The 24,667-nt window shown below is 68.7% G+C and carries 20 protein-coding genes; 11 read left to right on the forward strand and 9 right to left on the reverse strand.

The window, feature by feature from the left end; translation table 11 throughout:
- The first annotated feature begins 125 nt into the window (after nucleotides 1-125).
- The 5 genes from CCZ27_RS01995 (at nucleotide 126) to CCZ27_RS02015 (ending at nucleotide 4,731) form a co-directional block, all read left to right on the forward strand.
- Nucleotides 126-845, forward strand: coding sequence for a cell division protein FtsQ/DivIB (locus tag CCZ27_RS01995; RefSeq protein ID WP_096445127.1), 720 nt, complete (start codon nucleotides 126-128; stop codon nucleotides 843-845).
- Complete coding sequence (gene ftsA / locus CCZ27_RS02000; RefSeq protein WP_096445128.1) at nucleotides 842-2,071, forward strand: cell division protein FtsA; 1,230 nt, start codon at nucleotides 842-844, stop codon at nucleotides 2,069-2,071. The genes CCZ27_RS01995 and ftsA overlap by 4 nt, the downstream gene beginning before the upstream one ends.
- A gap of 141 nt (nucleotides 2,072-2,212) precedes the next feature.
- The gene (gene ftsZ, locus CCZ27_RS02005) at nucleotides 2,213-3,355 is read left to right on the forward strand and encodes a cell division protein FtsZ (protein ID WP_096445129.1); all 1,143 of its coding nucleotides are present in this window, start codon (nucleotides 2,213-2,215) and stop codon (nucleotides 3,353-3,355) included.
- 197 nt (nucleotides 3,356-3,552) lie between these two features.
- Entirely contained in the window at nucleotides 3,553-4,476 is a 924-nt protein-coding gene (gene lpxC / locus CCZ27_RS02010; protein ID WP_096445130.1) for a UDP-3-O-acyl-N-acetylglucosamine deacetylase, read from the forward strand.
- A gap of 66 nt (nucleotides 4,477-4,542) precedes the next feature.
- Entirely contained in the window at nucleotides 4,543-4,731 is a 189-nt protein-coding gene (locus CCZ27_RS02015; protein ID WP_096445131.1) for a hypothetical protein, read from the forward strand.
- Nucleotides 4,732-4,838: 107 nt separating this feature from the next.
- Here CCZ27_RS02015 and CCZ27_RS02020 read toward each other — a convergent pair whose 3' ends face one another.
- Nucleotides 4,839-5,270 carry a DciA family protein gene (locus tag CCZ27_RS02020; RefSeq protein WP_096445132.1) on the reverse strand — a complete coding sequence of 144 codons (432 nt, stop codon included), beginning with the start codon at nucleotides 5,268-5,270 and terminating at the stop codon, nucleotides 4,839-4,841.
- Between the two features lie 101 nt (nucleotides 5,271-5,371).
- On the opposite strand from CCZ27_RS02020, the gene secA reads away from it, so the two are divergent.
- The 3 genes from secA (at nucleotide 5,372) to CCZ27_RS02035 (ending at nucleotide 11,270) form a co-directional block, all read left to right on the forward strand.
- A complete protein-coding gene (gene secA / locus CCZ27_RS02025; protein WP_096445133.1) occupies nucleotides 5,372-8,110 on the forward strand; it encodes a preprotein translocase subunit SecA in 2,739 nt (912 codons plus the stop codon).
- Between the two features lie 497 nt (nucleotides 8,111-8,607).
- The gene (locus CCZ27_RS02030) at nucleotides 8,608-9,939 is read left to right on the forward strand and encodes a sigma-54 dependent transcriptional regulator (protein ID WP_096445134.1); all 1,332 of its coding nucleotides are present in this window, start codon (nucleotides 8,608-8,610) and stop codon (nucleotides 9,937-9,939) included.
- 38 nt (nucleotides 9,940-9,977) lie between these two features.
- A complete protein-coding gene (locus CCZ27_RS02035; protein ID WP_096445135.1) occupies nucleotides 9,978-11,270 on the forward strand; it encodes an acetate kinase in 1,293 nt (430 codons plus the stop codon).
- 112 nt (nucleotides 11,271-11,382) lie between these two features.
- On the opposite strand, the gene CCZ27_RS02040 is transcribed toward CCZ27_RS02035, so the two are convergent.
- The 5 genes from CCZ27_RS02040 to CCZ27_RS02060 all read right to left on the reverse strand — a co-directional run bounded on the left by CCZ27_RS02040 (nucleotide 11,383) and on the right by CCZ27_RS02060 (nucleotide 17,599).
- The gene (locus CCZ27_RS02040; RefSeq protein WP_096445136.1) at nucleotides 11,383-12,306 is read right to left on the reverse strand and encodes a hypothetical protein; all 924 of its coding nucleotides are present in this window, start codon (nucleotides 12,304-12,306) and stop codon (nucleotides 11,383-11,385) included.
- 12 nt (nucleotides 12,307-12,318) lie between these two features.
- Nucleotides 12,319-13,023: a C39 family peptidase gene (locus tag CCZ27_RS02045; protein ID WP_096445137.1), complete on the reverse strand. Its 705-nt coding sequence runs from the start codon at nucleotides 13,021-13,023 to the stop codon at nucleotides 12,319-12,321.
- A 13-nt stretch (nucleotides 13,024-13,036) separates the two neighbouring features.
- Nucleotides 13,037-13,402, reverse strand: coding sequence for a hypothetical protein (locus CCZ27_RS02050; protein WP_232516533.1), 366 nt, complete (start codon nucleotides 13,400-13,402; stop codon nucleotides 13,037-13,039).
- A gap of 76 nt (nucleotides 13,403-13,478) precedes the next feature.
- The gene (locus CCZ27_RS02055) at nucleotides 13,479-15,356 is read right to left on the reverse strand and encodes a hypothetical protein (protein WP_096445139.1); all 1,878 of its coding nucleotides are present in this window, start codon (nucleotides 15,354-15,356) and stop codon (nucleotides 13,479-13,481) included.
- A 362-nt stretch (nucleotides 15,357-15,718) separates the two neighbouring features.
- Nucleotides 15,719-17,599, reverse strand: a complete 1,881-nt coding sequence (locus tag CCZ27_RS02060) for a hypothetical protein (RefSeq protein WP_096445140.1) — start codon at nucleotides 17,597-17,599, stop codon at nucleotides 15,719-15,721.
- Between the two features lie 413 nt (nucleotides 17,600-18,012).
- Between CCZ27_RS02060 and argJ the strand changes: the two genes are divergently transcribed.
- On the forward strand, nucleotides 18,013-19,251 hold the full coding sequence (argJ, locus tag CCZ27_RS02065) for a bifunctional glutamate N-acetyltransferase/amino-acid acetyltransferase ArgJ (protein WP_096452073.1): 1,239 nt from the start codon (nucleotides 18,013-18,015) through the stop codon (nucleotides 19,249-19,251).
- Nucleotides 19,252-19,396: 145 nt separating this feature from the next.
- On the opposite strand, the gene apaG is transcribed toward argJ, so the two are convergent.
- Complete coding sequence (gene apaG / locus CCZ27_RS02070; protein WP_096445141.1) at nucleotides 19,397-19,780, reverse strand: Co2+/Mg2+ efflux facilitator ApaG/CorD; 384 nt, start codon at nucleotides 19,778-19,780, stop codon at nucleotides 19,397-19,399.
- Between the two features lie 68 nt (nucleotides 19,781-19,848).
- Here apaG and purB point away from each other — a divergent pair, with 68 nt between their 5' ends.
- Together purB and CCZ27_RS02080 are read left to right on the forward strand one after the other, a co-directional pair.
- On the forward strand, nucleotides 19,849-21,225 hold the full coding sequence (gene purB, locus CCZ27_RS02075; RefSeq protein ID WP_096445142.1) for an adenylosuccinate lyase: 1,377 nt from the start codon (nucleotides 19,849-19,851) through the stop codon (nucleotides 21,223-21,225).
- Between the two features lie 84 nt (nucleotides 21,226-21,309).
- Nucleotides 21,310-21,627 carry a DUF2322 family protein gene (locus CCZ27_RS02080; RefSeq protein ID WP_096445143.1) on the forward strand — a complete coding sequence of 106 codons (318 nt, stop codon included), beginning with the start codon at nucleotides 21,310-21,312 and terminating at the stop codon, nucleotides 21,625-21,627.
- Between the two features lie 112 nt (nucleotides 21,628-21,739).
- Here CCZ27_RS02080 and secF read toward each other — a convergent pair whose 3' ends face one another.
- Together secF and secD are read right to left on the reverse strand one after the other, a co-directional pair.
- The gene (secF, locus tag CCZ27_RS02085) at nucleotides 21,740-22,672 is read right to left on the reverse strand and encodes a protein translocase subunit SecF (RefSeq protein WP_096445144.1); all 933 of its coding nucleotides are present in this window, start codon (nucleotides 22,670-22,672) and stop codon (nucleotides 21,740-21,742) included.
- A 24-nt stretch (nucleotides 22,673-22,696) separates the two neighbouring features.
- Entirely contained in the window at nucleotides 22,697-24,586 is a 1,890-nt protein-coding gene (secD, locus tag CCZ27_RS02090; RefSeq protein WP_096445145.1) for a protein translocase subunit SecD, read from the reverse strand.
- Between the last annotated feature and the right edge of the window lie 81 nt (nucleotides 24,587-24,667).

Here is a 24,667-nt window from a genome sequence, read left to right on the forward strand (position 1 = left end):
TTCCGCGCCCGCGCCGCAGGTCCCGCCGTCGCCCGCACCCGGGCGGGGGGAACGCGCGTGCGCAGGCCGCGGAGACCGGGCTGTGGCACCGGCCGGCACTGCTCAACCTGATTTCCGATCTGCTGATGCTGTTCGCGGCCATCGGCCTGGGCTGGGCGCTGGTCATCTGGTTCGTGTCGCGCCCGCTGTTCCCGGTGCGCGAACTCATCGTGCAGACGCCGCCGGCGCAGGTCACCGAGGCGCAGCTCGAATACGTCGCGCGCACGGCGATCCGCGGCAACTTCTTCACGATGGACCTGGAAGAGATCCGCACCGCGTTCGAGAAGCTGCCCTGGGTGCGGCGCGCCCAGGTGCGCCGGCGCTGGCCCGACGCGGTGGAACTGCGGCTGGAGGAACATCAGGCCGTGGCCTACTGGACGGTGTCCGAAAGCGGGGACGCCCGGCTGGTGAATCGCTTCGGCGAAGTATTCACCGCGGCGAGCAATGCGACGATGCCGCAGTTCGACGGTCCGCAGGGCTCGTCCGGCTGGCTGCTGGCGCGGCACGAGGAGTTCTCCGCGATGCTGAAGCCGCTCGGCGTGAAGCTGGCGGGCCTGGCCCTGTCGGCGCGCGAGGCGTGGCGGTTGACGCTGGACGACGGGCTGGTGATCGTGCTCGGGCGCGAGCAGGAGCGGGCGCCGGTGAAGGAGCGTCTGGCGCGCTTCGTCGCGGCGTGGCCGAAGGTGCGGGAGCAGGTCGGGGTACAGGTTGCGGTGGCGGATCTCCGCTACCCGAGCGGTTTTGCGCTGACGCCGGTCGCGGGAGCGGTGCCCGCGGCCGGCGCGGCAGTCAAGGGTAAGAAATGAGCAAGGACTACAAGGATCTGATCGTCGGACTGGATATCGGGACATCCAAGGTCACCTGCATGGTGGCCGAGGCCCGCCCCGACGGCCGCCTGAACGTGATCGGCCTCGGCACGCAGCCGACCAGCGGCCTCAAGCGCGGCGTGGTGGTGAACATCGAGGCCACCGTCGATGCGATCTCGCGCGTCATCCAGGAAGTCGAGCTGATGGCCGACTGCAAGATCCACGACGTCTATACCGGCATCGCCGGCAGCCACATCAAGAGCTTCAACTCCAGCGGCACGGTCGCGATCAAGGAAAAGGAAGTCTCGCCGCTGGACGTCGAGCGCGTGATCGAGGTCGCGCGCGCGATGCCCATCCCGGCCGAACAGCAGATCCTGCACATCCTGACCCAGGAATTCATCATCGACGGCCAGGGCGGCGTGCGCGAGCCGATCGGCATGAGCGGCGTGCGCCTGGAAGTGAAGGTGCATATCGTCACCGGCGCGGTGTCGGCGGCGCAGAACGTCATCAAGTGCGTGCGCCGCTGCGGGCTCGAGGTCATGGACCTGATCCTGCAGCCGCTCGCCTCCAGCTACGCGGTGCTCACCGAGGATGAAAAGGAACTCGGCGTGTGCCTGGTCGACGTCGGCGGCGGCACCACCGACATCGCGGTGTTCACCCAGGGCGCGATCCGCCACACGGCGGTGATACCGGTCGCCGGCGACCAGATCACCAACGACATCGCGATGGCGCTGCGCACGCCGACGGCCGAGGCGGAGGAAATAAAGATCCACCAGGGCGTGGCCATGCACCAGCTCGCCGAGCCCGACGACATGATCGAGGTGCCCGGCGTCGGCGATCGTCCGCCGCGCAAGCTGTCGCGCCAGGCGCTGGCCGACGTGATCGAGCCCCGGGTGTCGGAACTGTTCGAACTGGTGCAGGCGGAACTGCGCCGCAGCGGCTACGAGGAACTGCTGTCGTCGGGCATCGTGCTGACCGGCGGCTCGTCGGTGATGCGCGGCATGGTCGAGCTGGGCGAGGACGTGTTCCACATGCCGGTGCGGGTGGGGGCGCCGCAGTACGACGGCGGGCTGGCCGATGTCGTGTGCCAGCCCCGCTACGCGACGGCGATGGGCCTGGTGATGGAAGGGGTCGCCCAGCGGCGGAGGGGCATTCAGGCGAGGGAGACGCGCAGCATGCGGCAGGTCTTCGGCCGCATGAAGTCGTGGTTCGAAAAGAATTTCTGAGCGGGCCGGAAAGTTCCGGCCATTTTGAGTATGGGCTTACGTCCGGGCCAAGATTTAGTAGTAGACTCACCAGCCAATACTAAATAGGGCCCGGTCGACGTTCGGCGGATAGCAGGATCGTTATTCTTGGAGGCGAGGCAAATGTTTGAAATCATCGAGAAGGAACCGACAGGAACGATCATCAAGGTGGTCGGCGTCGGTGGCGCGGGCGGCAATGCGGTGGATCACATGATCCGCGAGGGCGTCCAGGGCGTGCAGTTCATCACCGCCAATACCGACGCGCAGGCGCTCAACCGCTGCCTCGCGTCGTACAAGGTACAGCTCGGCACCACGGGCCTGGGCGCCGGTTCCAAGCCGGAGGCGGGGCGCGCGGCGGCGCAGGAGTCGCGCGACGTGATCGCCGCGGCGCTCGAGGGTGCGCACATGGTGTTCATCACCGGCGGCATGGGCGGCGGCACCGGCACCGGTGCCGCGCCGGTCGTGGCCGAGATCGCCAAGGAGATGGGCATCCTCACCGTCGCCGTGGTCACCAAGCCGTTCGACTTCGAGAACCGCATCCGCGTCGCCGAGAGCGGCGTCGAAGAACTGACGCGCCACGTCGACTCGCTCATCGTCGTCCTCAACGACAAGCTGCTCGACGTGTTCGGCGACGACGCCGGCTTCGAGGAATGCTTCCGCTCGGCCGACAACGTGCTGCGCTCCGCGGTGGGCGGCATCGCCGAGATCATCAACGTGCCCGGCCTGGTCAACGTCGACTTCCAGGACGTGCGCACCGCGATGGCCGAGATGGGCCGCGCGATGATGGGCTCGGCCGAAGCGGCCGGCATGGACCGCGCGCGCATCGCCGCCGAGCAGGCGGCCGTGTCGCCGCTGCTCGAGGGCACCGAGCTGTCGGGCGCGCGCTGCGTGCTGATCAACATCACTGCCAGCAAGTCGCTGAAGATGTCCGAAGTGCGCGACGCGGTGAAGACCGTGCAGGCTTTCGCGGCGGCGGAAGCCTTCGTCAAGTACGGCACCGTGTTCGACGAGACGATGGAAGACCGCATCCGCATCACCGTCGTCGCCACCGGCCTGGGTACGCCGCGCGCGGTGCGCCAGCCGGTGATGCAGGTGGTGGCCGGCACCGGTACCTATGGCCCGATGAGCGGCGGCGCGGTCGACATGAACAACCTCGACGTACCCGCGGTCATCCGCAGCGGGCGCCGCACCACGGTCGAGGCGATGAGCACCAACGGCGTCGGCACCTACGACATCCCGGCCTTCCTGCGCCGCCAGGCCGACTGACGCGAGCTTCGCGGCGCGAGGGCGCCTCATCGGGATCGTCGCCTCCGGTCCCGATGAGGCGCCCTTCGCTTTTTCGCGCGGTTCATCGTTGCCGCCTTGCAACATCTGCTTGCGCATCGATCCGCGCCGGGCGGCGTCATCCCGCGGCCCGCCGGAGAGCGCATGATAAAATGCTGGCCTGAAAGGGGATTTTTCGGATGATCAGGCAGCGTACCCTCAAGTCCATCGTCAAGGCGACAGGCGTCGGCCTGCATGGCGGCCGCAAGGTCACGCTGGTGCTGCGTCCGGCCGCGCCCGACACCGGCGTCGTCTTCCATCGCATCGACCTCGATCCGCCGCTGGACCTGCCGGCCGATCCCTATGCGGTGTGCGACACCCGCATGTGCTCGGGTCTCGAGAAGGGCGGCGAGAAGGTCGGCACCGTCGAGCATCTGATGTCGGCACTCGCCGGCCTGGGCATCGACAACCTGCATGTCGACGTCGATGCGCCAGAGATCCCCATCCTCGACGGCAGTTCCGGGCCCTTCGTGTTCCTGCTGCAGTCGGCCGGCATCGAGGAGCAGAACGCGCCGAAGAAGTTCATGCGCGTGAAAAAGCCCGTCGAATACCGCGAGGGCGACAAGTGGGTGCGCCTAGAACCCTACGACGGCTTCCGCCTGACCTTTTCCATCGTCTTCAACCACCCGGCGATCGACAGCACGTCGACCTCGGTGACCGTCGATTTCGCCGAGCAGTCCTACGTGCGCGACGTCGCCCGCGCGCGCACCTTCGGCTTCATGCAGGACGTCGAGTCGATGCGGGCGGTGGGGCTCGCGCTGGGCGGCAGCCTGGACAACGCGATCGTGATGGACGAATACCGCGTGCTGAACGCCGACGGCCTGCGCTATGCGGACGAGTTCGTCAAGCACAAGGTGCTCGACGCGATCGGTGATCTCTACCTGTGCGGTTATCCGCTGCTGGCGGCATATTCGGCGCACAAGGCCGGCCACGCGCTGAACAACCAGATCCTGCGCGTGCTGCTGGAAGACCGGCAAGCCTGGGAGGTCGTTACCTTCGAACACGATGCGAGTACGCCGGCCGCGGTGGCGCGCCAGTTCGCGCCGGCGCTCGCCGGTGTCTGATTCCATGTTCATGCCCGCGCGGGCGCCGGCCCTGGCGGGGTCCCCCTCTGCGGCGGCGGGCGCGTCATGCTGATCATGCGCCTGATGGTGTTGCTCGCAGTGCTCGGCATCGGCGGTTCGGTGCTGTTGTGGCTGCTGACCGGCAATCCGCGCTATCGGGCCTGGGCGTGGAGGGCCTTGCGCATCGCGCTCATCGCGCTGTTCCTGCTGCTTGCGCTGTTCGCGCTCGAGCGGGTGCTGGTGCCGGTGGCCTGAAGCCGCCGGCGCGCACGCGCCCCGGGCGGGCCGCGGCGGGCGTGCCGGTATCGCGCTCCGGCCCCGCACGGACGATTCCTGCGGCGCCCGTTCCGGGGCGCGGCCCCTTACTCCCGGCTTCGCTGCGCGAGCCGTTCCAGCGAGGCGCGCAGCGGTGAATCCGCCGGCAGCGTGGCGGCGAACTGCGTCAGGCCGGCCCTCGCATCGGCCGAGATGTGGCGCTCGGGCGGCGGCCGCCGCCAACTCGCGGTCTCGGGCGCCGCCACCTTGACCTTGATCGCCTGCACCGCATGCCCGGCCTGCACGAAGTGCCCGACCAGGCTGGGGGTCAGTTGCCGCAGGCGGGCGGCGGCCGCGCCGCCGCTGGCGCTCAGCACCAGCGTTCCCTCCTTGAAGTTGGCGACCCGGCACAGGCCGCCGAGCAGCGGAGGCAGGCCGCGTTCGAGCACGACCTGCAGCCTGCGCAGGCGCGCGGCGTGATCCTGCAGGCGGGCGAGCGCCTCGCCGCTGCCGAGAAAGCGGTTGAGAAGCTGTGACATGGAAGTGCGTACCGGTTGCGGTGGCCGGGGATCGGTCATGAGTCGGTCTTGCCCGACATGATAAACTCGGCGCTTTGCCGTATCGACATCACCCCAAAAACATGATCTCCGGCCTGCTCAAGAAAATCTTCGGTAGTCGAAACGACCGTCTCGTCCGCCAGTACTCCCAGAACGTGCGCAGGATCAACGCGCTCGAGCCGGAGATCTCCGCCCTGTCCGACGAGGCGCTGCGCGGCAAGACCGCCGAATTCAAGCAGCGCGTTGCCAACGGGGAGACGCTGGACGCCATCCTGCCCGAGGCTTTCGCGGTGGTGCGCGAAGCGGGCAAGCGGGTGCATGGCATGCGCCACTTCGACGTACAGCTCATCGGCGGCATGGTGCTGCACGACGGCAGGATCGCCGAAATGCGCACCGGCGAGGGCAAGACCCTGGTCGCGACGCTGCCGGCCTACCTCAACGCGCTGACCGGCAAGGGCGTGCACGTCATCACGGTCAACGACTACCTCGCCAGCCGCGACGCCGACTGGATGGGCCGCATCTACGGCTTCCTCGGCCTCACCACCGGCTGCAACCTGTCCCGCATGGGGCACGAGGCCAAGCAGGTCGCCTACGCGTCCGACATCACCTACGGCACCAACAACGAGTTCGGCTTCGACTACCTGCGCGACAACATGGTCTATGCGGTGGGCGAGCGCGTGCAGCACGGCCTGAACTTCGCCATCGTCGACGAGGTGGATTCCATCCTCATCGACGAGGCGCGCACGCCGCTGATCATCTCCGGCCAGGCCGAGGACCATACCGAGCTTTACCTGAAGATGAACCAGGTGGCGCCGCTGCTCAAGCGCCAGGAAGGCGGGCTCGACGACAAGGACAACGTGATCGAGCCGGGCGACTACACCGTCGACCTGAAGGCGCACCAGGTGCTGCTGACCGAGCAGGGGCACGAGACCGCCGAGCAGATCCTGGTGCGCATGGGCCTGCTGGCCGAGGGTGGCGGCCTGTACGAGCCGGGCAACATCCTGCTGGTGCATCATCTCTACGCCGCGCTGCGCGCCCATGCGCTGTACCACAAGGACCAGCAGTACGTGGTGCAGAACGGCGAGGTCATCATCGTCGATGAATTTACCGGCCGCCTGATGCCGGGCCGGCGCTGGTCGGACGGCCTGCACCAGGCCGTCGAGGCCAAGGAAGGCGTGCGCATCCAGGCCGAGAACCAGACGCTCGCCTCGATCACGTTCCAGAACTACTTCCGCATGTACGGCAAGCTCGCCGGCATGACCGGCACCGCCGACACCGAAGCCTTCGAGTTCCACCAGATCTACGGCCTCGAGACGGTGGTCATCCCGACCAACCGGCCGATGCAGCGCAAGGACGAGAACGACAAGGTCTATCGCACGGCCAAGGAGAAGTGGGATGCGGTGATCGAGGACATCCGCTCCTGCGTCGAGCGCGGCCAGCCGGTGCTGGTGGGCACCACCTCGATCGAGACCAACGAATTCCTGTCCGACGTCCTGGACAAGGCCAAGGTCCCGCACCAGGTGCTGAACGCCAAGCAGCACGAGAGCGAGGCGCAGATCGTCGTCCAGGCCGGGCGGCCGGGCGTGGTGACGATCGCCACCAACATGGCCGGCCGCGGTACCGACATCGTGTTGGGCGGCAACGTCGAGAAGCAGATCGCCGCGGTGCGCGAGGACGACGGCCTGGACGCCGGGCAGAAGGAAGCGAAGATCGCGGCGATGCGCGAGGAGTGGAAGACGCTGCACGAGCGGGTGATCGCTGCCGGCGGCCTGCACATCGTCGGCACCGAGCGCCACGAGTCGCGCCGCATCGACAACCAGTTGCGCGGCCGTTCCGGTCGCCAGGGCGACCCCGGTTCCAGCCGCTTCTACCTGTCGCTGGAAGACCCGCTGATGAAGATCTTCGCCGGCGAGCGCCTGAACGCGATCATGGTGCGGCTGAAGATGCCCGAGGGCGAGGCGATCGAGCACGGCATGGTGACGCGCTCGCTGGAGTCGGCGCAGCGCAAGGTCGAGCAGCGCAACTTCGACATCCGCAAGCAGTTGCTGGAGTACGACGACGTCGCCAACGACCAGCGCAAGGTGATCTACCAGCAGCGCAACGAACTGCTCGAGACCGAGGACATCTCCGACACCATCCGTGCGATGCGCCAGGGCGTGCTGCACGATGCCTTCCGCCGCTACGTGCCGCTCGACAGCATGGAAGAGCAGTGGGAGATCGGTGCGCTCGAGCAGGCGCTGGCGGCGGATTTCCAGCTCCGGCTGCCGGTGGCGGAATGGATCAAGGCCGAACCGGGCCTGGACGACGAGGCCATCCTGCAGCGCATCCTCGAGGCCGCGGAAGAAGCCTATGCGGCCAAGGTCGCGCTCGTGGATGCCGGCGCCTGGCACCAGTTCGAGCGCAACGTGATGCTGCAAAGCCTGGACTCCCATTGGCGCGAGCATCTGGCGGCCCTCGACCATCTGCGCCAGGGCATCCATCTGCGCGGCTATGCGCAGAAGAATCCGAAGCAGGAATACAAGCGCGAGGCTTTCGAACTGTTCGAATCCCTGCTCGACCTCGTACGGGTCGACGTCACCAAGCTGCTGATGACGGTGCAGATCCGCACCGAGTCCCAGCTCGAGGCGGCGGAAGCGCCGCCCGAACTGGAGAACGTCAAGTACCAGCATGCCGACTACGACGAGGCGCTCGCGGCCGCGAACCCGGAGGGGCCGGCCGCTGCCGGACCGCACGTCAATTCCGCACCCAAGGTCGGCCGCAACGATCCGTGCCCCTGCGGATCGGGCAAGAAGTACAAGCACTGCCACGGCAAATTGAGCTGACGCGGCACCCGGCCGCGCCTTCGCCGCGCAGGCAGCGAGGAGGGCATTCCGCAAGGTGCCCGTGGCGCCGCCGCGGCGGCGGTGTGCTTTCCGCGACGCCCCAGGATGGGCGCCCGCGGATGTCGGCAATTCTTACATTCGCTCTCGCGGATGGTCGGACTGAAGAAAACAAGTTGCTGATTTAAAAAAAGAAAGAGGATCTGGCAGGGTAAATGCTTGTCCGCTGTCAGAGCTGGTCGGGCAGGCTTCGCAGAAGGCCGTCCTCCGGTTCGTTGCGATTCGCCGCTCCTGAGCTGGCGATTCAAGTCGCAGCGGGGGCGGGTCGGATGCGGGCAGGGAGGCCGGCATGGCCGGCGCGGGTCGCACCGACATCGCCCCGGAGTCCGGTGGTGAAACGGGCGCTTGCGACCGGAGAACAGGAGGAGTCATGAGTCACGCTCGTGAGGCATCTCGTTTGCGCCTCTCCACCGCAATGGCCTACCCGGATCGCCGTGCCCATGTCTAGCCGGAAAGGTCTGGTCGTGGACAGAGGGGGAGCGCTGTGCGCCGAACTGCACGCGCTCGAACTGCAGGATTGGGATTTTCAGGTGGTGCCGTCGCTCGATGCGGCTCGCCGCACGCTGGCCGCAGGTTCGGCTTCGGTGGGGCTGGTCGTGTTCGATTCGGTGTCGTCATGGCTGGAGCGCGAGATCGAAGCCCTCATCGCCCACCATGACATCGAGTGGATTGCGCTGCTCGGCCAGGGGCTGCTGCGCAGCGGCGCCGTTCCGGCATCCACGCTGCGCCTGTTCCACGACTTCCACTCCATGCCGCTCGATCGCGAGCGGCTGCAGTTCTCCCTCGGACACGCCTACGGCAAGGTGCAGTTCTGCAGCCGCGAAAGCGAGCCGCCGCAGGTGGGCGGGCGCTATGGCATGACGGGCACGAGCCCGAAGATGCTGCAGCTCTATCGGCAACTGGACAAGGTCGTCGCCGTCGACGCGCCGGTGCTGATCGGCGGCGAGTCGGGGTCGGGGAAGGAACTGGTCGCGCACGCCATCCACCAGCACTCGGCACGGGCGCACGGCCCTTTCATCGCGATGAACTGCGGCGCGATCGCCCCCAGCCTGATCCACTCCGAGCTGTTCGGCTACGAGCGCGGGGCCTTCACCGGCGCGACGCAGCGCAAGGTGGGCAACATCGAGGCGGCCAGCGGGGGCGTCCTGTTCCTCGACGAGATCGGCGATCTGCCGCTCGACCTGCAGGCGAGCCTCTTGCGCTTCCTGCAGGAGAAGATGATCACGCGGGTGGGCTCCACCGAACGCGTGAAGGTGAATGTGCGCGTGATCGCGGCGACCCATGTCGACCTCGCGCGCGCCGTCGCCGACGGCAGGTTCCGCCAGGATCTCTATTACCGCCTGAACGTCCTGCACCTGCACGTTCCGCCGCTTCGCGAGCGAAGGGAGGACATCCCCCGGCTGGCCGAGGCCGTCTTCGCCGACAACCGGCATCAGAAGAGTTCGCAGGTGAAGGGCTTCAGTTCGGAGGCGGTGAGGACGATGGTCGATTACCCGTGGCCCGGCAACGTGCGCGAATTGGTCAACCGCGTCCAGCAGGCGATGATCATGAGCGAGCACAAGTTCATCACCGCCGCCGACCTCGGGCTGCCGTCCGCCGAGGGCGAGGTCGTCGCGCCCACGCTGGAAGAATTGCGCGCGTCGGTGGAGCGGGAGGTCATCGAGACGAGCCTGCGCAAGTATCGCAACAACGTTTCCGAGACCGCCCGGCAGCTCGGCATTTCCCGCGTCACGCTGTACCGCATGATCGATCGCTTGAAAATCATTCTCTAGCCGCAGCGACGGCGCGACTATCCATTGGGGGGATTGTCATGGTGAGCTTGTTTTCGACGCGCAGGCTGGGGCCACCCGTCGCCGGCCTGCTGCTGGCTGCTTCCGGCAGCGGCGCGATGGCGGCCGATGAGCCGGCGCCGGGCGTGGACGGCGTGCAGCAGCGGCTCGACGCCCAGAGCCGGCAGATCGAACTGATGAAGCGCGAACTGGCGCGCCAGGAAGCGGCGCTGGCCGAACTGCGCCGGGAACTCGACCTGAACCGCCGCGGCCGCGGCGACGCCCCGCCGCCGGCGGGGGCGCCGGCAGTGGTCGCGCAGGCACCCGCTGCCGAGTCTCCGCAGCCCGTCGGCCAGGCGCCGGCGGCGCGCGACCGCCCGCCCGAGGTGGCGCCGATCTTCGAGCAGCCCGGCGTGCTCACCCCGCCCGGCAAATGGATCGTCGAGCCTTCGCTGCAGTATTCCTACTCGTCGTCGGACCGGATCGCGCTCGTCGGCTACACGGTGATCCCGGCGATCCTGATCGGCCTCATCGACGTGCGCAACGTCAAGTCGAACAGCTTCACCGCGACGCTCGCGCTGCGGCGCGGCATCACCAACCGCTTCGAACTCGAGGCGCGCATCCCCTACGTCTATCGGTTCGACAACACCCGCGGCCGGGAGGTATTCACCGGCCAGCCCAGTGACGAGTTCTTCGTGGACAGTTCCGGCCGGGGCCTGGGCGACATCGAACTCATCGGACGCTACCAGCTCAACGATGGCGGCGGCGACTCGCCCTACTACATCGCCTCGCTGCGCCTCAAGACGCGGACCGGCAAGGACCCGTTCGAGGTGAGGACGAGCTTCCAGGCGGACGGGGCCAGAACGTCCGGCATCCAGGAAGAGCTGCCCACCGGCTCCGGCTTCTATTCGCTCACCCCCGGCCTGACGGTGCTGATCCCGTCCGATCCGGCGGTTTTCTTCGGCGGCATCAGCTACCAGTACAGCTTCAAGCGCAGCAACGTCACGCCCAACGTCGTGCCGGCGACTGCACGTGCCAACTACGACGAGATCCAGCCCGGCGGCGTGCTCGGCTTCAACTTCGGCATGGGGCTGGCGCTGAACGAGCGCTCCTCGTTCAGCATCGGCTACGACCACCTGTCGGTGGGGAAGACGGATGCGACGTTCGCCAACGGCTCCAAGTCGGAAGGGGTGCGGGTGCAACTGGGTTCCCTGCTGCTGGGCTATTCGTACAAGCTGAATTCGCAGCGAACGCTGAACCTGTCGCTCGGGGTCGGCGTCACGCGCGATACGCCCGATGTCCAACTGACGTTGAGAACGCCGATCTCGTTCTGACCGCTTCGCGTTCGCCGCCCCGCAGGGGCGCGCAGATGGACGAAAGCCTCGGCGCCCCTGGCAGGGGCTCCGAGGCTTTCGTCCATCCGGGGCAGCCCGGAAAGCCGGCGCATCAGCGCATCAGCGTGGCCCGGTTCAGTGCTTCCTGCAGCGAGTGCTGCATGCGCATCCCCTGCAACGCCTGGATGCTGTTGACGTTCGCATTGATCGTCGTGACCGTCTGGATCTTCTGGTTGTCGAGCGAGTTCTGGATGATCGTGCCCAGGGCGGAACCGGACAGCGCGTTGGTTGCGGCCGTGTTGCCGCTGCCGTTCTGGACCAGCGCCACGGTCGCGCCGGGTGGCAGCACCACGGCCGGGCCGGCGCCGCCGCCCTGCAACTGGCCGAGATCCTCCACGCGAAGGGCGGTAGTGCTCTGCAGCACGCCATTCACATACACCACGCGTTCGATGCCGAAGCTCACGCTCAGGCCGTCCGGGGTCTGGAAGCCGCCGCGCAGATCGTCGAGCCGGCCGTCGTCCACCCCCGCGCGCGCGAGCAGTTCCACAGCCTTCGATGCCTTGTGCCGATGCGCCGCGGCGGCCTTCTCCAGTTGCGACGACAGGGCTTCCGCTTCGCCGTACGCCGTTTCGTCGTTGTGCGCAGAAGGTTGTCCGTGCTGCGGCTCCACGGCGGCGACATGGTCCGGGGCATCGTGGCTCACGGCCTGCGCGTCGCCGGCCGGCTGTTCCCCGAGGCCGGCGACCAGGATCTCGCGCACCGGCCGGACGCGCGCTTCCACGACCTCCGCGAGCGTGGCGGCCGCCGTGCCGGCGTCGGCCACGTTGCTGCCGCCCAGACAGCGATTGCGGCTGTCCAGCGGCCAGTCGGCCAGCGCAAGGAGTTCGGCCGGCGGTTCGATCTCGCACACCCCCGGTGCATAGCCGTTGCCCGACAGGCTGCTGCCGTTCCGTCCGTCGGAGGTCGCGTCGCCGATCAGGAACAGGCCGGCGAGAAGCAGCGGCAGCGCGCACATCAGCGGTTTGCGGATTTCCATGGGCGTCTCCCCTCAGAAGTCCACCAGGCTGCGCTGCTGCAGCAACTGCATGTCGAAGCCGCCGTCGTCCACGCCGCTGCGCAGCGGCGCCTTGGGCCGGACGCGCCAGTCGGTCTCCTGGTTGAAGCGCGCGAGTTCGATGCGGTTGCTGACCACCAGCAGGATGTTGTTCATCCAGTAGCGTTCGAAATCCTTGCGCGGAACCACGCGCGTGCCCGCCGCGGGGTCGCCGATCAGCACCTCGCCCTGGCGCAGTCCCTTGATGACGACGAAGTGGGCGTAGCCGCTCTCGTTGATCAGCGCGATGGCCGGTACGTTGGCCTTGCCCAGTTCGTCCAGGGAGGCTTCGACGCCGGTCGCGTTGAAGCCCCTGCCGTCGAGATAGAGCTTCATGTCCAGCATCGAGAAGCCCTCGCGGCGGATCTTGTCGCGATTGCCCCGTTCGAACATCGCCTGGAACACCGTGGCCTCGTCGACCTTCTGGCCGTAATGGTGGCTCAGCAGCGTCGCCACCGCCGCCGAGCCGCAACTGAAGTCGTATTGCTGGCGCAGCGTGGAGATGAAGCGCGCCTGCTTCATGCTCACCGTCGGCACGTTCATGTTGCCGCCCAGGGGCGCCACCAGGCTGAGGTTGTCGGCAAGACTCGCCGTGGCGGCGCTGCCGAGAGCAACCGCCACGACGCAGGCAAACGGAACTCGCAGGCTGGGCGTTCTCATGCTCGTCCCCGCGCTAGCGTACCTCGACGTTGACGATGACCGCGTTCTGGATGAGCACGCCGTTGCCGGAATTCTGGATCAGCATCGGGATGCCCGACGTGCCGGCCAGTGCGCCATCGGTCACCGAGTTGTGTCCCGTCGACAGGTCGTAGGCTTGAACCTCGCTGACCGAGCCGACGGCGTGAATGTCGCTGAGATGCGTGTCGGCCCCGCCGCGCTGCTCGGCGAGCGTTTCGGTATCGATCACCCTGCGCCCCAGGACGAAAGGGGCCGGGTCCGGGGCCAGCGTGTTCGCGTCTTCGGCATGCACTGGCGCCGGTGTCGTGCAGGTCACGGCCAATCCAATCCCCAATGCGATCATCGATGCGGCGGATCTCATGGTTTGCCTCCTCCTTGGATGCTCGTGCCCGGGCGCCGGCCACGGAGATGACGGCCGGCGCCCGCGAGGGGCCTCTTTACCTGTTGAAGTTCAGGTTGGCCTGCACGTTGGCGCTTTGCTGCACGAGGGAGCCGATCCCGGTGTTCTGGGCATTGATGATGATGCCCGCACCGTTCGTGAAGCTGCCGCTGATCGTGTTCGACATGTCGAACGTACCGGCATTCACGCTGACCTGCCCGCCGCCGCCGCCGGTACCGCCCTGGCCGCCGTTGCCGGCACCGCCGGTCGCATCGCCCGCCGCCAGCGTGCCGCCGTTGCCGCCGGCGCCGCCCTGGCCGCCGTTGCCCGCGCCACCGGCACCGCCTGCGCCGCCCTCGGCCGCGCCGCCCCCGGCCGCGCCGCTCGCTGCGCTGGCGGTCGTCGTGCCGCCGCTGGCCGCACCGCCGCTGGCCGCGCCGCTGTTGGCGGTGCCGCCGGCGCCCGCGGTAGCCGTGCCGCTGTTGGCCGCGCCGCTCTGGGCCGTGCCGCCGCTGCCGCCGCTACCGGCGTTGTTGCTCGCCACGCCGCCGTTGCCGCCGGTCGAGGTCGCGCCGCCCGAGCTTGCGGTGGCTGCACCCGAGGTGCCGGCGCCCGCGGTTGCGCTGCCCTGGCCGCCGGTGGCAGTCGCCGCACCGCCGGTCGCAGTGCCGCTCGAATCCGCCGTGCCGCCCGTGCCCGAGCCCGCGCCGCCGGTCGCAGTCGCGGTCTGCGTGTTGCTGCCGCCGGTGGAGGTGGCCGCACCGCCCGTGCCGCCGGCGGAAGTGGCCGTGCCGCTCGTGCCGCCCGTACCCGCGGTGGATGTGGCCGCGTTGCCGGCACTCGCCGTGTCGTCGCCCCTGCCGCGCGCCCGCGCGGTGGCATCGATCGACTTCGCTGCCGCATTGCCGCCGTCCGCGCTGCCCGTGTCGGCACCGCTGCCGCCGGCCTTGCTGCTGGAATACGCGCCACCGACACCCGCGCGCGCCGAGGCGTCGCCGTCGCCGCCGTAGCCCTTGGCATTGCCGCCCGAGGCGCTGCTCCTGGCCGTCGCGTCCCCCGCGCCGGCCTTCGTGCCGCCGACCACGCTGCCGGCATTGCCGCCGCCGGCATAGCCGCTGTCCGCCGAAGAGCCGACCTTGGCATCCGCATCGCCGCCGCCGCCGGCCCTGGCGTTGCGCGCATTGCCGCCGTCGCCGCCGGTGGCACCCCAGGCGTTGCCGGAATCGGCCGAGCCGGTGCGGGCGTCGCCGCCGCCGCCGGCACGCACGCTGCCGGAGTCGCCGTCGCCGCCGGACACCTTGTCGCTGGATGCCGCACTGCCGGCGAAGCCGCTCCTGGCGTTGCCGCCTTCGGCACGGCCGCCGCTGGCGCCGTTGCCGCCGTCGCCGCCATAGGCCTTGCCGCCGTCGCCGCCGCTGCCGCCCTTGGCGTCGCCGCCGTGGGCGTTGCCGCCATCGCCGCCGTAAGCCTTGCCGCCGGCGCCGCCGTTGGCGTTACCGAAGTTCACCGCCGAGTTGCCGAGGCCGAAGACCTTGATGCCGGACACCTGGCCGTCGAGCTTGGAGATGGCCACCGCCTTGCTCGTGTTGAAGGCGTTGTCGATGCTCGAGGTTGCGTTGCCGCCGTTGTTGGCCGCGGTGCCATGGTCGCGCGCCAGGGCCTTGCCCCGGTTGTCGCGGTTGTCGCCGGTGTCGGAGTCGCTGACCGTCTTGGTGTTGACGCTGCTGTCCGTGTTGCCGCTCTTGATCGTGTCCTGCGACGAGGATGCCTTGGACCACTCGTTGGCCTGCACGCTGCCGCCGGTCTGGGTCGAGTTGGCTGTCGCCGTCTGGTTTGCCGTTTCCGCTGAGTCCAGCGTGTTGGTCGGATTTGCCCATGCCTGCGAGGCAAAACCGAACGCGAGGGCGATGGCGCTCGCGAGCAGACTTGGTTTCATGGTTTCCTCCACTGACTTGATGTCAAGACATGGCGATCTGCCCTGCCTCAGGCAGAAGCGATCGCAACTCCCGTGCCAGCCGTTGCGCGGCGCGCAACGGCGCGGCCTGGGCGGGATTGATCCACTGCAGTCGGGCAGGTGCGGCGGCCTTCGGGCCGCACCTGTCCAGCTTCGATACAACATACGGTGCCGTCGGGGACGGGGTCCGGGGCGTCGAAGAGGGAACAAACCCTTGCGTTAACAATTGCTTGCTCCTTTCTTTCGGCTTCCGGCGGGGGTGTATCGCAACTGATGCAGCCCGCCACCCGTTCGCGGCACTGTTTGCGCCGGGCGGCGGAGGCCGTCCGGCGCACACGGCAGGTTCAGCGGTTGAAGTTCAGGTTGGCCTGCACGTTGGCGCTTTGCTGCACCAGGGCACCGATCGCAGTGTTCTGGGCACTGATCAGGATGCCGGCGCCGTTCGTGAAGCTGCCGCTGATCGAGTTGGCCATGCTGAAGGTGCCCGCATCGACCGTCACCGCGCCACCGTTGCCGCCGGTGCCGCCAGTGCCGCCCTGGCCGGTTGCACCGCTGGCAGCGCCGGCCGTCAACTGGCCGCCCGCGCCGCCGTCGCCGCCGGTGCCGCCCTGGCCGTTGCCGCCCGCGCCGCCTGCGCCGCCGGTCGCCGCACCGCCGGTCGCCGCGCCGCTGGCAGCGGAGGCCGTGGTGGTGCCGCCGGTGGCATCACCGCCGGTGGCCGCGCCGCTCGTGGCCTGGCCGCCTGCGCCGCCATCGGCACTGCCGGAGGTCGCCACGCCGGTGTTGGCCTGGCCGCCGCCGCCGCCATTGCCCGCGGTGTTGGTCGCGTTCCCTCCGTTGCCGCCGTTGCTGGCGCTGTTGCCGGAAGTCGCGGACGCGGTGCCGGAATTGGCCACTGCGCCGTTGGCGGTGCTGGTGCCGCCGCTCGCATTGGCGTTGCCGCCCGTCGAGCTGGCAGTGGAGCTTCCCGCAGCGCCGCTGCCGGTGCCGCCGGCCCCGGTCGCCGACGCGTTCTGCGTGTTGGAGCCGCCGTTCGCGCTCGCATTGCCGCCGGTGCCGCCGGCGGAGTCGGCGCTGCCGGAGGTGCCGCCTGTGCCGCCGGCGGCGCTTGCGGTGTTGGCGGCGCCGGCGGTGTCATTGCCCGGGCCGCGTGCGTTGGCCCTGGCGTCCGACGCGGCGCCCCAGCCGCGGCCGCCGTCGGCGTTGCCGCTGCTGGCGCCGCTGCCGCCGGCGCTGGTGCCCGCCTTCGCGCTGCCCACGTCCGCCTTGGTGTAGGCGCCGGCATCGCCGCCGCTGCCCACGCCGGTACCGCCGTAACCGCTGCTCTTGGCGTTGCCGTCACCGCCGCTGGCCTTGGTGCCGCCGGTATAGCTCAGCGCGTCGCCGCCGCTGGCCTTGCCGGAATCCGCCGAGGAGCTGACGCGGGAGCTGGCGTCGCCGCCGCCATAGGCCGAAGCGCGGCTTGCCGAGCCGCCGTCGCCGCCGTTGGCGCCCTTGGCCGAGCCGCTGTCCGCGCTGCCGCTCCTGGCCGAGCCGCCGCTGCCGGCGCTGACGTAGCCGGAGTCGGCATCGCCGCCGATCGTGCTGCCGGACTTGGCCACGCCGACCGCCCCGTCGGTCGAGGCGCGGCCGCCGTCGGCGGAGCCGCCGCGGGCGCCATCGCCACCGCTGCCGCCCGAAGCGCCGCCGCCGTTGCCGCCGTTGCCGCCCTTGGCGTCGCCGCCGATCGCGTTGCCGCCGTCGCCACCCCAAGCCTGGCCGCCGTAGCCGCCGTTGGCGCTACCGGAGTTGATCGCGTGGTTGCCCAGTCCGTGCACGCTGATGCGCGATACGGTGCCTTCGAGCTTGGACAGCGCCACCGCCGCGCTGCGGTTGAATGCGTTGTTGATGCTCGTGCTGGCCGTGCCGCCGTTGTTGGCCGCCACGCCGAAGTCCTTCGCCGCCGCCAGGCCCTTGTTGTCGCGGTTGTTGCCGGTGTCGGTATCGGTGTGCGAGTACTGGTTCTGGCTGCTGTCGGTGTTGTTGCTCTTCACCGTGTCGGCGGACGAGATCGCGGTGGAATACTCGTTGGCCTGCGGTCCGGTGCCGCTCTGGTTCGATGTGGCGGTGGCATTCTGCGTTGCCGATGTGGTCGCCTCGGTGACCGTGTTGGTCGGATTTGCCGAGGCTTGTGTGGCAAAACCGAAAGCAAGCGCGATGGCACTCGCAAGCAAACTCTGTTTCATGGCTTCCTCCACTGACGGGTATCAAGACATGGCGACGCGCCCTGCCTCGAACCGGGAAGCGCAAGTCCTGTGCCATCCACATGGAACCGCGCAACGGTGCGCGGTCGCGGGCCACGGAGGGCGCGGGCGGCGGTAGGGCGGGACCTTGCGCGCGGGAGGTGTACAGAATCGTTACAAGGGGTAAGGCGGCAGCGGCGGGGAGAGGACGCGTGCCCCGGCGGGGAAGGGGAGGCCGGTGCGGACGAGATGCTGGCCGGGACGCGGCGCGGTCGCAGCGAGTGGTCCCGCGCCCGGCGGGCCTGTTCCGACGCCGGCGGCGGCGAATCCGCGGGGCCGCGAATCCGCTATCATGCGCGCTCCCGACGCCGATCTGCGCCCGCCTGCCGGTCGGCCTGCCCCATTCGGAGATGCGCATGGCTGTCAATCTGAACACCCCGAACCCCGCCGATCTGCTGCCGGTCGCCGGCGTGCGCCTCGGCGTTGCCGAAGCGGGCATCCGCAAGGCCAACCGCCGTGACCTCACGGTGATCGAACTGGCCGAAGGCAGCCGCGCCGCCGGTGTGTTCACCCGGAACCGCTTCTGCGCGGCGCCCGTGCAACTGTGCCGCGCGCATTTGTCCACCGGCGCCATCCGTGCGCTGGTCATCAACACCGGTGTGGCCAATGCCGGCACGGGCGAGCCGGGGCTGGCGAACGCGCGCGCCACCTGCGAGGCGCTGGCCGGGCAGATCGGCCTGCGTGCGGAGCAGGTGCTGCCGTTTTCCACCGGCGTGATTCTCGAACCGCTGCCGGTCGACCGCCTTGTCGCCGGGTTGCCGCGCGCCGTCGCCGACCTGCGCGCCGACGGCTGGTTCGATGCCGCGCACGCGATCATGACCACCGACACGCTGGCCAAGGCGGTGTCGAAGCAGGTCCGCATCGGCGGGCGCACGGTGACGCTGACCGGCATCAGCAAGGGCGCCGGCATGATCCGCCCCGACATGGCGACGATGCTCGGCTTTCTCGCCTGCGACGCGGCGGTGAGCCAGCCGCTGCTCGATGCGCTGGTGAAGGAGGCGGCCGACCTGTCGTTCAACAGCATCACCGTGGACGGCGACACCTCGACCAACGATTCCTTCATCCTGATCGCCACCGGCCAGGCCGGCAACGACGAGATTTCGGACAGTGCGAGCAGTGACTACCGGACGCTGCGCGACGCGGTGGTGGAGGTGTCGATCCGCCTCGCGCAGGCCATCGTGCGCGATGGCGAGGGTGCGACCAAGTTCATGAGCATCGCCGTCGAAGGCGGGCGGGACCGCGACGAATGCCGCAAGGTGGCCTACGCGGTGGGTCATTCGCCGCTGGTGAAGACGGCCTTCTTCGCCTCCGACCCCAATCTCGGCCGCATCCTGGCGGCGGTCGGCTATGCCGGCATCGACGATCTGGACGTCGGCGGGCTGCGGGTGTGGCTGGGGAACCCCGACGAATCGGTGCTGGTCGCCGAGCATGGCGGCCGCGCCGCCAGTTACCAGGAGGAAGCCGGTGCGCGCATCATGAAGCACGCCGAACTCACGGTGCGCATCGACCTCGCCCGGGGGTCCGCCGCGGCCACCGTGTGGACCTGCGATTTTTCCTACGATTACGTGAAGATCAACGCGGACTATCGTAGCTGAGGAGCCTGGTTCGCCGGCGCGCTGCGGGCGTCGTGCCGCGAAGCAGTGGCGCTCGGGCCTGGCGTAAGGACATGGCTCTGGCGGCGGTGGTCCCGAAACGGCTCCGGGCCGACGGGGCGCTTCCGGTCCGGCACTTGAGCGTCGATCAGTGCAGCACCTTGGGCATCGCCAGCATGAACGGCGGGATCTCGGCTTCGAAGGCGCGGCCGTCCTCGGCCACCATCTGGTAGCTGCCGTGCATGGTGCCGACGGGGGTCTCGAGCACGCAGCCGCTCGTGTAGCTGTAGCTGTCGCCGGGGGCGAGCAGCGGCTGTTCGCCGATCACGCCCTGGCCGTGCACTTCCTGCACCTTGCCGGTGCCGTCCGTGATCACCCAGTGGCGGCTGACGAGCTGGGCGGAAACCTTGCCGGTATTGCGGATGGTGACGTGGTAGGCGAAGACGTAATGTTCGTCTTCGGGCCGGGACTGCGCCGGAACGAATTCGGCGACGGCCTGGACCTCGATGCGGTAGCTGTCCGGTGAGCTCACGGGTGCGCCTCTCTCCTGCGGGTTGGGAAGCAAGCCGGTAAAATAACATTTTGTCCGGAATTCCTGTCATGTCCGTCGCCGCACCTTCTCCGCTCACCGCCCTGTCTCCGCTCGATGGCCGCTATCACGGCAAGGTCGAGGGCCTGCGCGGGCATTTTTCCGAGCACGGCCTGATCCGCAACCGCGTGAAGGTCGAGGTCGAGTGGCTCAAGGCGCTCGCCGCCGAGCCGGCGCTCGCCGAGATCGCCCCCTTTTCGGCGGCGACGGTCGCCGAGCTGGACGCGGTGGTCGCGGCGTTCTCGACGGGCGACGGCGAGGCGGTGAAGGCGATCGAGGCCACCACCAACCATGACGTCAAGGCGATGGAGTACTGGCTGAAGCAGCGCCTCGGCCACAATCCGGAAGTGATGAAGGTGTCCGAGTTCATCCACTTCGCCTGCACGTCCGAAGACATCAACAACACCTCGCACGCGCTGATGCTGAAGGAAGGACGCGACGCCGTGCTGCTGCCGGCGCTGGACGCGGTGATCGCCCGCCTGCGCGAACTCGCCCATCAGCACGCCGACCTGCCGATGCTGTCGCGCACCCACGGCCAGCCCGCCAGCCCGACGACGCTCGGCAAGGAGATGGCCAACATCGCCGCGCGCCTGATGCGCGCACGCGCGGCGATCGCCGGCGTGGATCTCACCGCCAAGTTCAACGGCGCGGTCGGCAACTACAACGCCCACCTGTCGGCCTGGCCGGCGTTCGACTGGGAAGGTTTCAACAGGCGCTTCATCGAGTCGCTCGGCCTCGCCTTCAACGCCTACACGATCCAGATCGAACCGCACGATGCGATGGCCGAACTCTTCGACGCCGTCGCCCGCGCCAACACGATGCTGATCGACGCCTGCCGCGACATCTGGATGTACATCTCGTTCGGCTACTTCAGGCAGAAGCTGAAGGAGGGCGAAGTGGGTTCGTCGACGATGCCGCACAAGGTCAATCCGATCGACTTCGAGAACGCCGAAGGCAATTTCGGCATCGCCAACGCGGTGCTGCGCCACTTCTCCGAGAAGCTGCCGATCTCGCGCATGCAGCGCGACCTCACCGATTCCACCGTGCTGCGCAACATGGGCGTGGGCTTCGGCCACACCGTGCTGGCGCTCGACAGTTGCCTGCGCGGCCTGGGGAAGCTGGAGGCCGACCCGGTGCGCCTGGCGGCCGACCTCGACGACTGCTGGGAAGTGCTGGCCGAGCCGGTGCAGACGGTGATGCGCCGCTTCGGCATCGAAAACCCCTATGAGCAGCTCAAGGCGATGACGCGCGGCAAGGGCATCACCCGCGAGGCATTGCAGGATTTCATCCGCACGCTGGGCATTCCCGAAGCCGAGCGTGCGCGTCTGCTGGAGATGACGCCGGCGAGCTACGTCGGCAAGGCCACCGAGCTGGCACGGCGGATCTGACCGGCATCAACACCGCCGGTGCGTCGTGCGCCGGCCCCGTCACGACGCTACCTGCGGGTGGCGTCTGCAATCCAGGAGATCCAGATGGCGTTTGCCGACAATCTGAAGCAGTTGCCCGGCGTGTCGCATCTTGCGGCGATGAACCTGATCGATGCCACCGATGCCGTGGTCGGCACGATAGAGAACAAGCCCGGCCAGGCCGGCTCTCTGGCGGTGTACAACCACCTCGCCCAGCTCTACGGCGCGATCACGCCGGAGGCGGCGAAGAAGGGGATCGAGCTTTACGCGGAGCACGGCGAGGATGCGAGGCTGAACCCCGGCAAGCATCCCAACATCGACCGCCTGATCGGGCTGGCGGAACGCGGCGAGACCTTGCGGGTGAAGCAGGTGTTCGCTGGCTGAGTCCGCATGCCGATGCGGCTTGCGCCGGGCGAGCGTCCGGCCGCCGCTGAAAAGGACGAAGGCGCCCGCGGGCGCCTTCGTCTCTTGATCCGGCCAGAGAAGGCCGGGCGCCTTACACGACCGCCTCTTCCTTTTCCTTCTTCGGCTTCACGAACTGCTCGCGCGACGCGCCCAGCCACATCACCAGCGGGCTCGCGACCAGCACCGACGAGTAGATGCCGAAGCAGATGCCGATGGTGAGCGCCAGAGAGAAGTAATGCAGCGTCTCGCCGCCGAACAGCAGCATCGACAGCACCATGACCTGCGTGCTGCCGTGGGTGATCATGGTGCGCGAGATCGTGCTGGTGATGGCGTGGTCCAGTACCTGCGGCGTGCTCAGGTTGCGCTTCTTCCTGAAGGTTTCGCGCACGCGGTCGAACACCACCACCGATTCGTTCACCGAATAACCCAGCACCGCCAGCACCGCGGCCAGCACCGGCAGCGAGAACTCCCACTGGAAGAAGGCGAAGAAGCCCAGGATGATGATCACGTCGTGCATGTTGGCGATGATCGCCGACACCGCGAAGCGCCACTCGAAGCGCAGCGCCAGATACACGACGATGCCGACGATCACCAGCAGCAGCGCCATCGCGCCGTCGGAGGCGAGTTCCTTGCCCACCTGCGGGCCGACGAACTCCACGCGCCGCAGTTCGGGCACCGGCCCGCCCAAGGCCGTCAGCGTGCTCATCACCTTTTCCGAGACGCCGGTGGTGTCGAGGTCGTCGCGGTTGGGCAGGCGCACCAGCAGGTCGCGCGCGCTGCCGAAGTTCTGCACCTGGGCGTCGGGGTAGCCCTGCGCCCCCAGCGCCGCGCGGATCGGCTCGAGCTGCGGCGCCTCGGCGTAGGTGACCTCGACCAGCGTGCCGCCGGTGAACTCCACCGACAGGTGCAGCCCGCGGGTAGCGAGGAAGAACACGGCCAGCAGGAAGGTGACGAACGAGATGACGTTGAACACCAGCGCATGGCGCATGAACGGGATGTCTTTCTTGATGCGGAAGAATTCCATGATCGTGCGTTCCTTTCGTTCCGCTTACTTGCCGCCGGCCTGGCTGCCCGCCTGGTTGCCGGGCTTCCACACCTGGCCGATCGCCAGCGACTCGACCTTGCGGCGGCGGCCGTAGATGAAGTTGATCAGCATGCGCGACACCAGGATGGCGCTGAACATCGAGGTCAGGATGCCCAGGCAGTGCACCACCGCGAAGCCGCGCACCGGGCCGGAGCCGAACACCAGCAGGGCGATGCCGGCGATCAGCGTGGTGATGTTGGAGTCGAGGATGGTGTCGAAGGCGCGGTCGTAGCCGGCGGCGATGGCCGCCTGCGGCGTGGCGCCGTTGCGCAGTTCCTCGCGGATGCGTTCGTTGATCAGCACGTTGGCGTCGATCGCCATGCCCAGCGTCAGCGCCATGGCGGCGATGCCGGGCAGCGTCAGCGTGGCCTGCAGCAGCGACAGCAGCGCCACCAGCAGCAGCAGGTTGGCCGCCAGCGCGATCGACGACACGAGGCCGAACAGCACGTAGTAGGCCGTCATGAAGAGCGCGATGGCGACGAAGCCCCACAGCGTGGAGTGGAAGCCCTTGGAGATGTTCTCGGCGCCGAGGCTGGGGCCGACGGTGCGTTCCTCGACGATCTCCATCGGCGCCGCCAGCGAACCGGCGCGCAGCAGCAGCGCGACGTCGTTGGCTTCGGCGGTGGTCATGCGGCCCGAGATCTGCACGCGGCCGCCGCCGATCTCACTGCGGATCACCGGCGCGGTGACGACCTCGCCCTTGCCCTTCTCGATCAGCAGGATGGCCATGCGCTTACCGATGCTCTCGCGCGTGACGTCGCGGAAGATGCGCGAGCCGGCGGCGTCCAGCGTCAGGTGCACCGCCGGTTCGTGCGTCTGGCCGTCGAAGCCGGGCTGGGCGTCGGTCAGGCGGTCGCCGGTGAGCACCACCTGCTTCTTCACCAGCAGCGGCGAACCGCCGCGCTCGTTGTACAGCTCGGTGCCGAAGGGCACGCTGCCGGCCAGTGCCTGCTCCAGCAGGCCCGGGGTGTCGTCGACCATGCGCACTTCCAGCGTCGCCGTGCGGCCGAGGATGTCCTTGGCCTTGGCCACGTCCTGCACGCCGGGCAACTGGACGACGATGCGGTCGACGCCCTGCTGCTGGATCACCGGTTCGGCCACGCCAAGCTCGTTGATGCGGTTGTGCAGCGTGCCGATGTTCTGCTTGATGGCGAAGTCGCGCATCGTCTTCTGCGCCTGGGCGGTCAGCGTGGCGACGAGCTTCAGGTCGTCGGCGCCGTCGTCGCGGTCGGTGAGCTGCAGGTCGGCGGTGGCACTCTGGATGGCGCGGCGCGCGGCCTCGCGCTGCTCGGCGTCGCGAAAGCGCACGACCACCGTGCCGCCCTCGCGCGTGATGCCGGCATGGCGGACGTTCTTGTCGCGCATCAGCGTGCGCAGGTCACCGGTGGTGGAGTCCAGGCGCTTCGTGAGCGCGCCGGGCATGTCCACCTGCAGCAGGAAGTGCACACCGCCGCGCAGGTCGAGGCCGAGGTACATCGGCAGCGCGTGGATGGCGGTCAGCCACGCGGGCGAGGCGGGCAGCAGGTTCAGCGCGACGACGTAGGAAGGGTCCTGCGCGTTGGGGTTGAAGGCGCGTTCGATCGCATCCTTGGCACGCAGTTGCAGGTCGGTGTCGGCGAAGCGGGCGCGAACGCTGGTGGCGTCGGAGAAGATGCCGGCGTGTTCGATGCCGGCCTCCTTCAGCGCGCCGGCCACGCGGTCGGTCACCGCCGCCGGTTCGAGCTTCAGGGTGGCCTTGGCGCTGGAGACCTGGACCGCCGGCACCTCGCCGTAGAAGTTCGGCAGCGTATAGATCAGGCCCCAGAACAGCACCAGGCCGATGAGCAGGTTTTTCCAGAGAGGGTAGCGATTCATGGTCGGGTCGGACGGAATGTGAGGACGGGCGCGTCATGCCGCGGCATGTCCCCGGAACGGAAGGGCGCGCCGGCCGGGCCG

It is taken from the genome of Thauera sp. K11, assembly GCF_002354895.1.
Classification (GTDB): domain Bacteria; phylum Pseudomonadota; class Gammaproteobacteria; order Burkholderiales; family Rhodocyclaceae; genus Thauera; species Thauera sinica.